The organism is Rhodoferax sp. LB1P47 (genome assembly GCF_056521445.1).
In genome coordinates, this window is record NZ_JBWMAU010000013.1 from 1 (window position 1) to 14,478 (window position 14,478).

Annotated in this window: 12 protein-coding genes; 8 read left to right on the forward strand and 4 right to left on the reverse strand. The window is 60.6% G+C overall.

Features of this window, described 5'->3' with window-relative positions; all coding sequences use genetic code 11:
* Nucleotides 1-251: 251 nt before the first annotated feature.
* Nucleotides 252-1,094 (reverse strand): PA4780 family RIO1-like protein kinase, encoded by an 843-nt coding sequence (locus AC0969_RS14420; protein ID WP_479624841.1) that lies wholly within the window; start codon nucleotides 1,092-1,094, stop codon nucleotides 252-254.
* 114 nt (nucleotides 1,095-1,208) lie between these two features.
* On the opposite strand from AC0969_RS14420, the gene AC0969_RS14425 reads away from it, so the two are divergent.
* Nucleotides 1,209-2,273, forward strand: coding sequence for a serine endopeptidase (locus tag AC0969_RS14425; protein ID WP_479624842.1), 1,065 nt, complete (start codon nucleotides 1,209-1,211; stop codon nucleotides 2,271-2,273).
* A 123-nt stretch (nucleotides 2,274-2,396) separates the two neighbouring features.
* Nucleotides 2,397-3,617, forward strand: coding sequence for an MFS transporter (locus AC0969_RS14430; RefSeq protein WP_479624843.1), 1,221 nt, complete (start codon nucleotides 2,397-2,399; stop codon nucleotides 3,615-3,617).
* Between the two features lie 86 nt (nucleotides 3,618-3,703).
* On the opposite strand, the gene tgt is transcribed toward AC0969_RS14430, so the two are convergent.
* Entirely contained in the window at nucleotides 3,704-4,876 is a 1,173-nt protein-coding gene (gene tgt, locus AC0969_RS14435; protein ID WP_479624844.1) for a tRNA guanosine(34) transglycosylase Tgt, read from the reverse strand.
* The gene (gene queA / locus AC0969_RS14440; protein ID WP_479624845.1) at nucleotides 4,863-5,936 is read right to left on the reverse strand and encodes a tRNA preQ1(34) S-adenosylmethionine ribosyltransferase-isomerase QueA; all 1,074 of its coding nucleotides are present in this window, start codon (nucleotides 5,934-5,936) and stop codon (nucleotides 4,863-4,865) included. Before queA ends, tgt begins: the two co-directional genes overlap by 14 nt.
* Before the next feature lie 224 nt (nucleotides 5,937-6,160).
* Between queA and AC0969_RS14445 the strand changes: the two genes are divergently transcribed.
* The 6 genes from AC0969_RS14445 to AC0969_RS14470 are packed head-to-tail and all read left to right on the forward strand — an operon-like array spanning nucleotide 6,161 to nucleotide 13,131.
* Complete coding sequence (locus AC0969_RS14445) at nucleotides 6,161-9,118, forward strand: EAL domain-containing protein (protein WP_479624846.1); 2,958 nt, start codon at nucleotides 6,161-6,163, stop codon at nucleotides 9,116-9,118.
* Nucleotides 9,119-9,121: 3 nt separating this feature from the next.
* A complete protein-coding gene (locus AC0969_RS14450; protein WP_479624847.1) occupies nucleotides 9,122-9,445 on the forward strand; it encodes a hypothetical protein in 324 nt (107 codons plus the stop codon).
* Entirely contained in the window at nucleotides 9,442-10,284 is an 843-nt protein-coding gene (locus AC0969_RS14455) for an HDOD domain-containing protein (RefSeq protein ID WP_479624848.1), read from the forward strand. The genes AC0969_RS14450 and AC0969_RS14455 overlap by 4 nt, the downstream gene beginning before the upstream one ends.
* Before the next feature lie 10 nt (nucleotides 10,285-10,294).
* Complete coding sequence (locus tag AC0969_RS14460) at nucleotides 10,295-11,224, forward strand: ATP-binding protein (protein WP_479624849.1); 930 nt, start codon at nucleotides 10,295-10,297, stop codon at nucleotides 11,222-11,224.
* A gap of 3 nt (nucleotides 11,225-11,227) precedes the next feature.
* Nucleotides 11,228-12,571: a response regulator c-di-GMP phosphodiesterase, NosR family gene (gene nosR / locus AC0969_RS14465; protein ID WP_479624850.1), complete on the forward strand. Its 1,344-nt coding sequence runs from the start codon at nucleotides 11,228-11,230 to the stop codon at nucleotides 12,569-12,571.
* On the forward strand, nucleotides 12,571-13,131 hold the full coding sequence (locus tag AC0969_RS14470; protein WP_479624851.1) for a response regulator: 561 nt from the start codon (nucleotides 12,571-12,573) through the stop codon (nucleotides 13,129-13,131). Before nosR ends, AC0969_RS14470 begins: the two co-directional genes overlap by 1 nt.
* Before the next feature lie 16 nt (nucleotides 13,132-13,147).
* Here the strand turns inward: AC0969_RS14470 and AC0969_RS14475 are convergent, their stop codons facing one another.
* Nucleotides 13,148-14,383 (reverse strand): HD-GYP domain-containing protein, encoded by a 1,236-nt coding sequence (locus tag AC0969_RS14475; protein ID WP_479624852.1) that lies wholly within the window; start codon nucleotides 14,381-14,383, stop codon nucleotides 13,148-13,150.
* Nucleotides 14,384-14,478: the final 95 nt, after the last annotated feature.

Consider the following 14,478-nt stretch of genomic DNA (forward strand, 5'->3'; position numbering starts at 1 on the left):
CTGACAGTCCCAGTGCTTGGCAAAATAACGCTTCTTGCATTTGTGTTTCTCCTTTGGGATTGGATGTCAACACAATTTTCTAGCCCGTGGTGCGCCACCCGAAACGGAAGAGAGCCAAAAATAATGCCGCCAGCGCACATTTCACCTGCGCTGATAGCTATCAAAACCATAGTAACCACCGCATGGCCCAAACCCCCTCTCCACAAGCCTCCCAGCATGCCCCGCAAGCATGTAGGTGTGGCCATTTTGGGTTAACCAGCCATCCGCAGCCTACGCGCCGCATCTTCCGCCTTCGCATCGTCAATTTCACGCATCACGCTGCCCATGTCCACCGCGCCGTGCTGCGGCTGGTAGTGGCCGGTGAGCACTACGTCGGTAGACAGCAGGCCGCGCACGTACAGCTCCCACATCTCGGGGCCGTAATGGGTTTGCAGCAGCTCGGGGGCGAACTGGCCGAAGAAATCGCGCAGGTTCACCACATCGCGCAGCAGCATGCGTTGGGCGTGGTTGTTGCCCGCAGCGTCTACCGCCTGGGGCAGGTCGATGATGACCGGGCCGTCGGCGGCCAGCAGGATGTTGAACTCCGACAAATCGCCGTGCACCGTGCCCGCGCAGAGCATGCGCACCACCTCGGCCAGCAGCGCGCGATGGTGGGCGCGGGCATCTTCGGGGCTGAAGGCCACGTCGTTCAGGCGCGGGGCGGCGTCGCCGTGGGCATCGGTCACCAGTTCCATCAGCAGCACGCCTTCAAAAAAGTTGAACGGCTTGGGCACGCGCACCCCGGCATCGGCCAGTTTGTACAGCGCATCTACCTCGGCGCTTTGCCAAGCGGCTTCTTGGGATTCACGGCCAAATTTGCTGCCTTTGGCCATCGCGCGGGCCTGGCGGCTGTTTTTGACCTTGCGGTTTTCGGTGTAGTCCACCGCCTGGCGGAAGCTGCGGTTGGTGGCTTCTTTGTAAATTTTGGCGCACAGGGTGTGGTCGCCGCTGCGCACCACGTAGACCATGGCCTCTTTGCCGCTCATGAGCTGGCGGACCACGGTGTCGATCAGGCCTTCTTCGACCAAGGCTTGCAGTCTGGGGGGAGCTTTCATGGGGCTATTTTGCACGGGGGGCTAGGCCTAAACTGGCGGGCTTCTAACTTGCATGGACTTGGGCTGCTCGGCACCCCAGTCCATGCAAGTTGTTTCACGCCAATAAGGACAGTTATGAGCAAAGCATTGCGTTTGTCGGAAAAGTGGTTTCAACGCGGCCTGTGGCTGGTCGCGGTCGTTTTTGCCGGGTTTCTGATCGGCCTGGGCGGCAGCGTGGTGGGCGACTTGCCGCAGGTGGAGCATGCGCTGGATCTGGAGGATTTCATCGACAAACCTGCTGCCGTGCAGGCCCGTGCCACCATCACCCGGGGCCAAAAAACCGAGCAAGCGGCCGATACCGCACTAGAGCAAGCCCAGCTGAAATACCAGACGGCCCGCACCACCAGCCGTGCTGCCAGCGAAACCTTTGACAACTGGCTGGCCACCCGTGGAGCCACGGGCCGCTCTGACCAAGACCCTGAGCTGATCGCCCGCACCCAGGCGCTGGACGCGCTGAAAACCGCTGAGCGCAAAGCCCACAGCGGGATCGAGCAGCAAGAGCAAGTCGCCCTGGATGCCCGCCAGTCGGTGCAGGCTGCGCAATCGCAGCTAAACACATTGGAGCGCGCCGCAGATAACGGTCTACAACAGGCGCTGCGCGCACAAGAACTGCGCGTGTTCGGCTACCGGCTGGCGCTGACCCTGCCGCTATTGGCCATTGCCGGTTGGCTGTTTGCCAAGCAGCGCAAAAGCATTTACTGGCCGTTTGTCTGGGGCTTCATTTACTTTGCACTGTTCGCCTTCTTTGTCGAACTAGTTCCCTATTTGCCGAGTTATGGCGGCTACGTGCGCTATGTGGTGGGTATCGTGCTGACAGTGCTGGTGGGTCGGCAGGCCATTCTGGGCCTTAGCCGCTACCTGGAAAAGCAAAAGCTGGCCGAGTCCTTGCCCGATGCCCAGCGCCGTGAAGAACTCAGCTATGACGTGGCCTTGGCCCGCCTGGCCAAGAGCGTGTGCCCCGGTTGTGAGCGCTCGGTAGATTTGAAAAACGAGCACATCGACTTCTGCCCCCACTGCGGCATTGGCCTGTTCGACCACTGCGTGCCCTGCCATACCCGCAAGAGCGCCTTTGCCAAGTTCTGCCATGCCTGCGGAACATCGGCAACACCGTTGCCACCGGTTAAGGTGGTTTCGCCGTAGTGTTAGGCGCATTTGGGTGAACTTAAGGGGCATTGCGTCACGGATGTACATAGTTTGGCGCATGCATTTAAGATGCGGGAAAACCTGAATTCCCCCGTTTCTGTGCCCAAAATACCACCCACCATGAGCCTGCTCACCCACTTGCGTGCGCGCATTCCCCTGTTTGCCCTGACCGTGGGCGCATTCGGTATCGGCTCCACCGAATTTGTCATCATGGGCCTGCTGCCCGAGGTGGCGGCCGATTTACAGGTATCCATTCCCTCGGCCGGCATGCTGGTCACCGGTTATGCGATGGGCGTGGTGGTGGGTGCGCCGCTGATGGCCGCCGCCCTGTCACGCGCTCCGCGCAAGGGCAGTTTGCTGGGCTTGATGGCCATCTTCATGCTGGGCAATTTGCTGTGCGCTGTGGCCTCCAACTTCGGCTTGATGATGGCGGCCCGCGTATTCACCGCGTTTGCCCACGCCGCCTTCTTCGGCATGGGGGCGGTGGTGGCGGCCGACCTTGTGCCGCGCGACCAGCGGGCCAAAGCGATGGCGCTAATGTTTGCAGGCCTGACGCTGGCCAACGTGCTGGGCGTACCCGGCGGCACGGCCTTGGGGCAGGTGCTGGGTTGGCGCTACACCTTTGCCGTGGTGGCCGCGATTGGCATGGTGGCGCTGGTGGGCATTGCCGCCGTTCTGCCACGCATGCCCGCCTTGCCCAGCCCTGGTCTGGCGCAAGAGTTCCGGGTATTGCGCGACCCGCGTGTGCTGCTGGGCATGGCCATGAGCGCGCTGTCGGCGGCCAGCCTGTTCTCGGTGTTTACCTACATTCGCCCCATCCTGGGTAATGTGACGATGGTGGCAGATGGCGGCGTAAGCGCATTTTTGCTGCTGTTTGGTGTGGGTTTGACAATTGGTAACATCGTCGGCGGCCAGTTGGCCAACCGGCGGCCGTTGCGTCTGATCAGCATTGTTTTCTTCTTGGTGGTGCTGGTGATGGCCGCCTTCACCTTCACCAGCCGCAGCTATTGGCCCGCCATGCTGACTCTGCCAGTGTGGGGTGCGCTGGTGTTTGCGGTAGTGCCGCCTTTGCAGATGCGGGTGATTGACGCGGCGCACAACGCCCCCAATCTGGCCTCCACCCTGAACCAGGGCGGCTTCAATATCGGCTGCGCCAGCGGTGCCTACCTGGGCGGCTTGGCTATCCAGTTGGGCCTGCCGTACAGCCAGCTACCCTGGGTGGGCGCAGCGCTGGCATTGGCCGGGTTTGGCCTGAGCTTTGTAGCCCGTGCCCAAGACCGCAAGCATGGCCGCACGCAGATGGCGCAGGAGAAGCAGGATGCGGCGGTGTTTGCACACTGATTTCCAAACAAAAATGGCACCTAGCGTAGGTGCCGTAAGCGGTAGGCGCTCTCAAAAAGAGAGCGTCTACACGGAAGCCTTCGGTATCAGACCCCGCGCGCCCTGTCTGCCTTGAACTGCACCCGGAACGCGCCAAACGTGCCCGCGTCCAGCGCCGCGCGCACCTCCGACATCAGGTTCAAAAAGTAGTGCAGGTTGTGGATGCTGGCCAGCATGGGGCCGAGCATTTCGGCGCAGCGGTCCAGGTGGTGCAGGTAGGCGCGGCTAAAACCCTCGCGGCCGCCATCGGCGTAGGCTACGCCGCTGGTGCCGGCGCAGGCGTGGCAGGTGCAGGTGACATCCAGTGGTTGTTCGTCGGTTTTATGGCGGGCGTTGCGGATTTTTAGGTCGCCAAAGCGGGTAAATAGCGTGCCGTTGCGTGCATTGCGGGTGGGCATCACGCAGTCGAACATGTCTACGCCTTCAGCCACACCCTGCACCAGGTCTTCCGGCGTGCCCACGCCCATCAGGTAGCGTGGTTTGTGGGCGGGCAGGCGGTGCGGGGTGTGCGCCATGATGCGCAGCATTTCGTCCTTGGGCTCGCCCACGCTGACACCCCCCACGGCGTAGCCGGGAAAGTCCATTTCGACCAGCTGGTCCAGCGACTCTTGGCGCAGGTTCTCGAACATGCCGCCTTGCACGATGCCGAACAGGGCGTTGGGGTTCTCTAGGTTGGTGAATTCAGCTTGGCAGCGTTTGGCCCAGCGCAGGCTGAGCTCCATCGACACACGGGCTTCCCGCTCGGTGGTGATGTGGCCCTTGGTGTCGTAGGGCGTGCATTCGTCAAACTGCATCACGATGTCGCTGTTCAGCACTGTCTGGATTTGCATGCTGATCTCGGGCGTAAGAAACAGTTTGTCGCCGTTGACGGGCGATGAGAACTTCACGCCTTCTTCGCTGATCTTGCGCATCTCGCCCAGGCTCCACACCTGGAAGCCGCCGCTGTCGGTGAGGATGGGCTTGTTCCACTTTTCAAACTGGTGTAGGCCGCCAAACTGCGCCATCACGTCCAGCCCGGGGCGCATCCACAGGTGGAAGGTGTTGCCCAGGATGATTTGCGCGCCCATTTCCTCCAGGCTGCGTGGCATCACGCCCTTGACTGTGCCGTAGGTGCCCACGGGCATGAAGATCGGCGTTTGCACCACGCCGTGGTTCAGCGTGAGCGTGCCTCGGCGGGCGTGGCTGGCGGGGTCGGTGGCTAGAAGGTCAAATTGCAACATGGTCGGGGCTCATTTTTTGGAGCAGCATGGCGTCACCATAGCTGAAAAATCGGTACTGCTGCTTGATAGCGTGCTGGTACAAGGCCATGATTTTCCCGTATCCGGCAAACGCGCTCACCAGCATCATCAGGGTGGACTTGGGCAGGTGGAAGTTGGTCACCAGCATATCGATGTGCTGGAACGCAAAACCTGGCGTGATGAAGATGCGGGTGTCGCCCGTGGCCAGGCCCGATTGGGCCCAGGATTCCAGCGTGCGCACGGTGGTGGTGCCCACCGCCACCACCCGGCCGCCACGCGCCTTGCAAGCCGCAATCGCCTGCTGGGTGGCCAGTGGAACCTCGTACCACTCGCTGTGCATTTGGTGCTCGGCCAGGTTTTCGGTTTTGACGGGCTGGAAGGTGCCCGCCCCCACGTGCAGCGTCACGCTGGCGCGCTGCACGCCCTGTGCTTCCAGTTGGGCCAGCAGGGCTTCGTCAAAGTGCAGGGCGGCGGTGGGCGCGGCGATGGCACCTGGGGCACGGGCGAACACGGTTTGGTAGCGCACCGCGTCTTCTTCCGAATCGGTATGCGTGATGTAGGGCGGCAGCGGGATGTGGCCGTGGCGTTCCATCAGGGTGTAGGGGTCGTCGCCCGCGTCGTTGCTCAGCACGAAGCGGAACAGCGTGCCTTGGGCATCGGGCCAGCGGCCCAGCAGGGTGGCGCAGAAGCCACGTTCTCCGTCTTTGCCCACCAGGTGGATGGTGGTGCCCGGCTCGGGCTTTTTGCTGACCCGCATGTGGGCCACCACCTGGTTGCCGGTGAGCACCCGCTCGACCAGCAGCTCGACCTTGCCACCGCTAGGTTTTTCGCCGAACAGGCGGGCTTTGAGCACCTTGGTGTCGTTAAAAACCAGCAAGTCACCCGCTTTGAGCAGGCTGGGCAGAGTGTAAAAAATGCGGTCTTGGGTTTGGGCCCCGGTGCCGTCTAGCAGGCGTGCGCCGGTGCGCTGGGGGGCGGGGTGCTGGGCAATCAGTTCGGGCGGGAGGACGAAGTCGAAATCGCTGAGTGTGTAGGGACGCATGGAACTTTAGGGCAGTGGAGGCCCAAACCAAAGGTTTCAAAAGGGTGGTGAAATGCTGTTGATTGTCCCATGCTGGGCAAAAAATCTCTGGCCAGTTCAATCCAGAGACCGCATGCACATATGTTTGCAACAACTGCGGTAAATATTAAAAATACTAAATATACTATTTTTAGTGATAATACTGATAAATATGTTTAAAAGTACGTAGTAGGAAACAACTACAAATGGACACTAAATTGCTAGAACCGCACGTACAGCAGGCGAGTGGTGTTGTCGCGTTCGCAACATGGGAGTTAGGCACCTATCAACTTTTGATAGAGCATGTCCAAGCCGCTATTTTTGTCAGACAGAAAGGCCGTTTTGTCTATGTAAATGCCAAGCTCGTACAGCTTTTTGGCTACACGCAAGAAGAGATGCTGGACGGGATGAATCCTCTCGAGCTCGTTGCACCAGAGCGCCGAGCTGAAGTTCATGCATATGGCAATAGCCGATCTAAAGATGGTCTTGGTGAAGTCTGGGATGTTGACTGCATCCGAAAAGACGGCAGCCGTTTTGCGGCACAGGCACGCGGGGTTCGGGTGCAGCTGCCGAATGGACTGGGTAGTTTGGTGTCCGTGCACGATGTGAGCGACATCAAGCGCCACACGCGGATCGCCCAGTCGCGGGCGCAATTGCTCAGCAACGCCGAAGAAATTGCCCGCATTGGTTCGGCCGAAATTGACCTGGCGACCGGTGCCATGACCCTGTCATACGGCATGACCAACATTTTTGGAGAGGCCCCCATCGACAAGGTGGTAACCCGGGAATGGCTGTTGTCGCGCGTCCCCGAGGCGGACCGGCCCTATGTGCAGGCCATCAGCGAGGGGGTTTCCCCCGGCGAAATTTGTGAATTTCAGCACCGCATCGTGCATGCCGATGGCAGTTTGCGCACCGTGCTGCACCGGGGCTTGGCCGAGGCCGATGCCCAGGGGTGCGCAGTGCGGTCGGTAACGATTTTGCAAGACATCACCGTGCAACGCGCTGCCGAGCAACGCCTGGATACGCTGACCAATACCGATGAAATCACGGGCTTGCACAACCGCAATGCGCTGAGTGAACGCGTGGATACGGCCCTGCGTGATGCCTATCGCGCAGCGGCCCAGGTGGCGGTGCTGGGTATCCAGATTGACCAGCTGAATTTGGTCAGCGAGTCATTGGGCAATGTGGGGGGCAATCTGTTGCTGGAGGCGGTCGCCGCGCGCTTGCAAGAATGCGTGGGGGCCAATGACATGCTGGCGCACTTCGGCAATGGTGAGTTCACTGTGCTAATGGAGCGCGAGGGCACGGTGGATGAACTGCTGGCGCAAGGGCTGGCGGGGGTCTTGATGGAGGCGCTGGCCGTACCTTTGATGGTCGGTGACAACGAAATCAAGGTGACCTGCGGTATCGGGATTGCGCTGTTCCCCCAGCATGGCCGGGAGCCTGAAGACCTGCTGAACCATGTCCACGCCGCCACCGGCCACGCGAACGCCTTGGGTAAAAACCAGATTTGCATCTTCAGCGTGGACATGCAATCGAAAGCGGTGGCACGGCTGGCCCTGGAGTCCGACTTGCGCCGTGCGGTGGAGCGCCAGGAGTTTGAGCTGTATTACCAACCCAAACTGGATCTGGTGACGGGTGCGGTGGTGGGGGCCGAGGCTTTGCTGCAATGGCATACCCCCGGCCAACTCCCGGGGGTACGCACGGCATTCCTGGACGTGGCGGAAGAGACGGGTCTGATCGTACCGATTGGTGAATGGGTGTTGCGGACCTTGTGCGAGCAGTCACTGGCCTGGCAGCGCCTGGGGCTGGCACCGGGCCGGGTGGCGATGAACCTCTCCGCCCGGCAACTGCTGCAGCCCGATATCGTCCAGCGTATACAGACCATACTGGCCGAGACGGGCTTGGAGGCGCGTTATCTGGGCTTGGAAATCACCGAGGCGGTGTTGCTGGGGGAGCGCGCGCATGTGACGCGGGTGTTAGGTGCATTGAAGGCGCTGGGGATTGAAATTTCCCTGGAAGACTTCGGCACCGGCTACTCCAATCTGAGTTATCTGCGCACCCTGCCGATTGATGTGGTCAAGGTTGACCGTAGCTTCGTGCACGATGTCACGGCGGCATCCAAAGACGTTTCCATTACCCGGGCGATCATCACGATGGCCCACAGTTTGCAGATGAAGGTGTTGGCCGAAGGCGTGGAAACAGAAGGCCAGTTGGCACTGCTGATCGCCAACCATTGCGACCAGATGCAGGGGCACTACTTCAGCACCTCTATCTCGGCGGATGCCATGACCGACGTGCTGCGGGCGGGGCGGCAATTGCCCGAGCATCTGTTGCTGCGGCGCACGCACCAGCGCACCCTGCTGTTGGTGGACGATGAAGACAACATCGTGGCGTCTCTCAAGCGCTTGTTGCGCCGCGATGGCTACAACGTGGTAACCGCCAACAGCGGTGCCCAGGGCTTGCAACGGCTGGCCGAACATGCGGTGGATGTGATTGTGTCGGACCAGCGCATGCCCGGTATGACCGGCGTGGAGTTTTTGCGCCAGGCCAAAGAGCTCTACCCGGAAACCGTGCGCATGGTGTTGTCGGGATATACCGAGCTGCAGTCCATCACGGATGCCATCAACGAAGGTGCCATCTATAAATTCCTGACCAAACCTTGGGACGATGAGCGCCTGCGAGGGCATATTGCCGAGGCCTTCTCGCACAAGGAAATGGCCGACGAAAACATCCGCCTGGGCAGTGCCGTGATTGTGGCCAACCAGGAGCTGAGTGCGGTCAACGAACGCTTGCAGACGCTGCTGGCCGAGCAGCGGGAACAGATCAACCGGGAGTCCAATAGCCTGGTGGTGGTGCGCGAGGTACTGGACCTGATCCCTACGGCCATCGTCGGTGTGGACCTGGCGGGCATGGTGGCCTTTGTCAATGCCGATGCGGAAGCCTTGTTTGGCAGTGCGGCCATGCTGCTGGGGCGAGATGCCCATGAAGTGCTGCCCCCGGATCTGTTGGCGATATGGCGTTTTGCCGATGGGGTGCATGAGGACCGTGATGTGTGTGGACACACTTACCGCGTGGTCTGCCGCGCCATTGGCGAAGCCCTGCACTCTCGGGGCAAGCTGCTGGTGTTGATACCGATGGATGCCACCCGGCCTCCCGTGTAAGCCATGCAAAAAATCACGATGGCCATTGGCGACGTAACGGCGGCTGCCGTGCTGGCGGAACCGGTGCTGGACTCGCACCACCAGGTGCTGCTTTCTGCCGGGACGCAGCTGACCCCCAGCCGGTTGGACAGTTTGCGCCAAAGGGGTATTGCCAGCGTAGTCATTGTGGACATCCGAGACCCGGACGCACCACAGGCGGACACTGTGGCGCTGAATGCGCGCCGAGATGCGCGCTTGCAATACCTCTTCAGGCAGGCCCGGCGCAGCGGCCAGGACAACCCTTTGTTCCAGTTGGTGGCGCGGTACCGCCAAGGAGAACTTCCGTGAACACCTTGTCTACCCAAGAGATTTTGCGCAGCGCGCAGGATCTTCCGGTCTTGCCGGCCCTTGTGATGGAGCTAATCCAGTGCATGGGGGACCCACACGCCCACATGGAGCAGCTGGCCACCAAGATTGCACACGACCCGGCACTGGCCGCCAAAACACTGCGCTTGGCAAATTCGTCCTTTTACGGCTTGTCGCGCGAGGTCACCTCCATTTTCGAGGCCACCACGATTCTGGGCTTGCGCTCCGTGCGCAGCATTGCGACGGCCGCTGGGCTGGTCGGTGGCTTTGTAGCACCGCAGGATGCCGGCTTCAACTTTGAAGCCTTTTGGCGGCACGCCATTGGCACCGCCTTGTGCGCCCGGTCTTTGGCGCAGGCGGTACAGTTGGATGAAGATACGGCTTTTACCTCGGGGTTGCTGCACGATCTGGGGCGCTTGGTACTGGCCACGCACTACAGCCCGCACTACGCGGCAGCCATGGCCTACCAGCGAGAACATGACTGCCTGAACCTGGAGGCCGAGCAGTTTGTTCTGGGAACCGACCATACAGTGGTGGGTGGGCTGGTTGCCGAGCACTGGAATTTCCCGCCCACCATCGTGGCCGCCATCACCGGCCACCACAGTCCACCCGATACGCCGGAGAAAAGCCTGACCGATGTGGTCCACGTAGCCAACAACATTGTGCATGCCATGGATTTGTCACACCAGCATGGCGACATGGTGCCGCCCCTGTGCATGGCGGCCTGGTCCCGTCTGGGGCTGAGCGAGAGTGTTTACACCCAGGTGTTTCGCGCAACGGAGGCGCAATATGAGTCCGTATGCCACATCCTTTTAACGTAGGAGACACGTCTTGAATACCCCCTCTTTAGCTGCCCCGCTCGATGCGGGCGAGAGTTTCACCGGCGACCAGGTGAAAGAACTGATGCGTGCCAATGAAGAACTGACGCAGCTCAACGCCAAGTTATCCGACGCGCAAGACAAGCTGATGCAGTCGGAAAAATTGGCCTCCATCGGCCAGCTGGCAGCGGGCGTGGCGCATGAAATCAACAACCCCATCGGTTTCATCTTCTCCAACTTCGGTACGCTAGAGCGCTACCTGGACGATCTGTTCCAGATGCTCTCCGCCTACGAAAAGGCCGAACCCGCGCTGGCCGGAACGCCGGTGGGGGCCCAGCTGAAAGCTTTGCGCGAAAAGGTGGAGCTGGATTTCTTGAAAGAAGACATTCCATCGCTGATGACCGAATCCAAGGACGGCATTACCCGGGTGCGCAACATCGTGCAAAACCTGAAGGATTTCTCCCGGGTCGACACCTCGCAGGAATGGATGCTGGCCGACCTGCACCACGGTATTTCGTCCACCTTGAACATCGTCAACAACGAGATCAAATACAAAGCCGATGTGGTCAAGCTGTATGGCGAAATTCCCGACATTGAATGCCTGCCCTCCGAACTCAACCAGGTCTTTATGAACCTGCTGATCAACGCCGCCCATGCGATCCATGCCGAGCGGGGCACGATCACCATCCGCACCGGGGCCGAAGCCGATACGGTTTGGGTGGAGGTGGAGGACAACGGCGGCGGCATCGCCAAAGAGAATCTGGGCCGCATTTTTGACCCGTTTTTCACCACCAAAGCGGTGGGTAAAGGCACTGGCCTGGGCTTGTCCCTGTCGTATGGCATCGTCAAAAAGCATTTTGGACACATTGACGTTTTTAGCGAAGTAGGGGTTGGCACCCGCTTTCGGGTCACCCTGCCGGTACACCACCCCCAAAAGGACTGAACCGTGGCATCTCTGATGGACGTAGACGTAGACGCCGATGCCCTTCCCGCCGGGGCGGCCGCACCTGCGCCGGTGTGGCGGATTCTGTGTGTCGATGACGAACCCAATATCGTGGCGGCTTTACGCCGCTTGTTTCGCGGCACCGGCTACAGCGTCACCACTGCCACCAGCGGGGCCGAGGCGCTAGAGCTGCTGTCGCAAGCCCCCGTAGACCTGGTGTTCTCGGACATGCGCATGCCTGGTATGGATGGCACGCAGTTGCTGGAGCAGATCCGCCTGCGCTGGCCCGATACCGTGCGGGTGCTGCTCACCGGATATGCCGACATCAAATCCACGATTGCGGCCATCAACAGCGGCGAGGTGTACCGCTACATCACCAAACCCTGGGACGACTCTGAGATTCTCGGCACCGCCCGGCAGGTTTTCGAGCGCCAGACGCTGGAGCGCGAGAAGCTCCGGCTGGAAGCCCTGCTCCAGGTCAAAAATACGGAGCTCTCCGAGCTGAATGCCAGCCTGGAGGAAAAGGTGCTGGCACGTACCAGCGAGCTGTCGCTGCTGACGCAAAAGCTGAAGAAGAACTACCTGACCTCCATCAAGGTCTTCTCCCACATGATGGAATGGCGTGGCGGCAACCTGTCTGGCCACGCGCGGCGGGTCACCGATCTCACGCGCCGCACCGGCCGTGCCATGGGTTTGAACGAGACCGACCAGCAAGATCTGTTCATTGCCAGCCTGATGCACGACATGGGCCAGATCAGTTTGCCCGACCACATCCTGGCGCTGCCGGTGGGGCGGCTGACCGACGACCAACTCGCGCTGTACCGCAAGCACCCGGTGCTGGGCGAGCAGGCCTTGATGCCGCTGGACGACATGCACGGTGTCGCCACCCTGGTCCGTGCGCACCACGAGCGCCACGATGGGAATGGCTATCCCGATGGGCTGGTGGGGGATGCCATTCCCGTGGGGGCGCGCATTCTGGCGGTGGTGGACACCTATGACGACTTGCAGCACGGGCATCTGAGTTCGGGCAACCTGGCTGCAGCCGATGCGCGGGCCATGCTGGCGCGCGGTCGTGGCACGCAATTTCACCCCGAGGTGGTGGATGTTTTTTTACAGGTATTGCTGCAAGCCTCTGCCGGTGTGGACGAGCCTCCGGTAATGGTCGTCACCAAAGACCTCCGGCCCGGCATGGTGCTGGGAGGCGATCTGGTCTCCGCCGATGGGGTCGTCCTTCTGGTCGCCGACCATATGCTGTCGTCTGATGTGATCCGGCGGTTACTGCTGCGCGAGGGCCGGGAGGGTGTTGCGATGAAGTTACCGATTAAAAAATCCTCTTGGAGAGCATGATGCAACGGATATTGCTGGTGGATGACGAAGGGCATGTTTTGTCGGCCCTCAAACGCGTGCTGCGGTCCGGCTTCGGCACTACCTTGGCGGTAGAGACCACGGTAGACCCTGAGCTGGCGCTGTCCCGGCTCAAAGAAGTGCCGTTTGACGTGGTGGTGTCCGACTACCGTATGCCCTTGATCTCCGGAACCGAGTTCCTGGGCCTGGTGCGTTACATCCAGCCACAGGCGGTTCGGATGATCCTCAGCGCGAACTCTGATTTCGACACCTTGGTGCGGGCGGTGAATGACGCAGAAGTTTTTCGCTACATTCTCAAACCCTGGACTGAAAAAGACTTTATCGAGCAGATCCGCCAGGCGCTAGACCGTGCAGCCCATATGCGGTACGAGTGCGAACTGGCCGATGTGGGGCGGCACCAGTTTGGCAATTTGAGTGCTGCGGAAGTCGAGCTCCGTCGCCTGGAATCGATCGAACCTGGTATCACCCATGTGGACTGGGGCCCGAACGGTGAAGTGCTGCCGCCGCCAGAGGCTGGCCATCGCTTCCCCACACTGCTATGAAGAGGCCGCAGGCCGATTAGGCGGTCTGCACCATCCCCGACCACAGCTCGTTTAAGTCCTTGAAGCGCCACGCCTCGGGGTCTTCGCGGCCTACGATTTTTTCTTTGCAGTTCTGAGCCGACAGGTCCACCATTTCGGGCGGGATGCGCATGTCTGACTTGGTGGAGAAGAACGCTTTTACGAGGGGTTTAAGCAGCGAACTGGGGCTTTGCTCCATCACCACGCCCAGACGGCCCGAGGCCAGCCGGACCAGCGAGCCCGTGGGGTAGATGCCCAGGCTTTTGACGAAAGCCTGAAAGACTTGCGGGTCCAGATGGCCGTTGGTCCACTCGGCCATTTTTTTGATTGACTCTGCCGGGTCCCAGCCTTTTTTGTAGGGGCGGTTGGAAGTGATGGCATCGTACACATCGCAGACCGCGCCCATTTTGGCAAACAGGCTGATACTGTCGCCTTGCAGGCCGTGGGGATACCCCGATCCATCGGTTTTTTCGTGGTGGTGCAGTACCACGTCAAGGACCACATCGTTCACCGCCTGGCTCTCTACCAGCATGCTGTGGCCCAGAGTGGGGTGGGATTTGATGATGGCGAACTCGGCGTCGGTCAGCTTGCCGGGTTTGTTCAGCACCTCCATCGGCATCATGGCTTTGCCCAGGTCGTGCAGCAGGCCGGCCAGACCCATCGTGCGGGTTTGTGCTTCGTCCAGCTTGAGCTGGCGCGACAGCGCGATCATCAGCGCGCACACTGCCACCGAATGCATATAGGTGTAATCGTCGGCGCTTTTGAGGCGCACCAGGCTGATCAGCGCGCCGGGGTTGCGGATCACCGAGTCGGTGACCTCGTTGACCAGGTTCTGGGCCAGCTCGGCATCGACGGTGTTGCCCATGCGCACCTCTTGGAACATCGCCATCACCGCTTGTTTGGATTTGGCGCATATTTGTGCGGCCCGGGCGTATTCGGCCGCTGTCGAGGTGGGCGTGGTGTCGCGTGTGGGGGCTTCGGCTTGCAAAATCTCTTGCACCACGGTCTGGACGGTCAGTTCCTGCATCACCGTTTCGCTGCCAGAGGGGGTATCCAGCCCTTGGCTGGTGTCAATCCACACCTCCTGGATGGTGCTGGCCAGCACGCGGTCGATGTCTGCGGGGTCGGTCAGTACGAAGCGGTTACGCCAAAAAGGGTGTTCCATCCAGGGCCCGACAAATTTGTCGATGTGCATCCCCAGGGTAAGTTGTTGAACGTGGATTCGTTTGAGCATAGGACGCGGCGAACGGGGAGAAAGGGAGCAATGGCGGGTATCGGGAGAGCCACATAATGATACGTTTACTTTACGCAGGCCCGGCGAGGTTTACC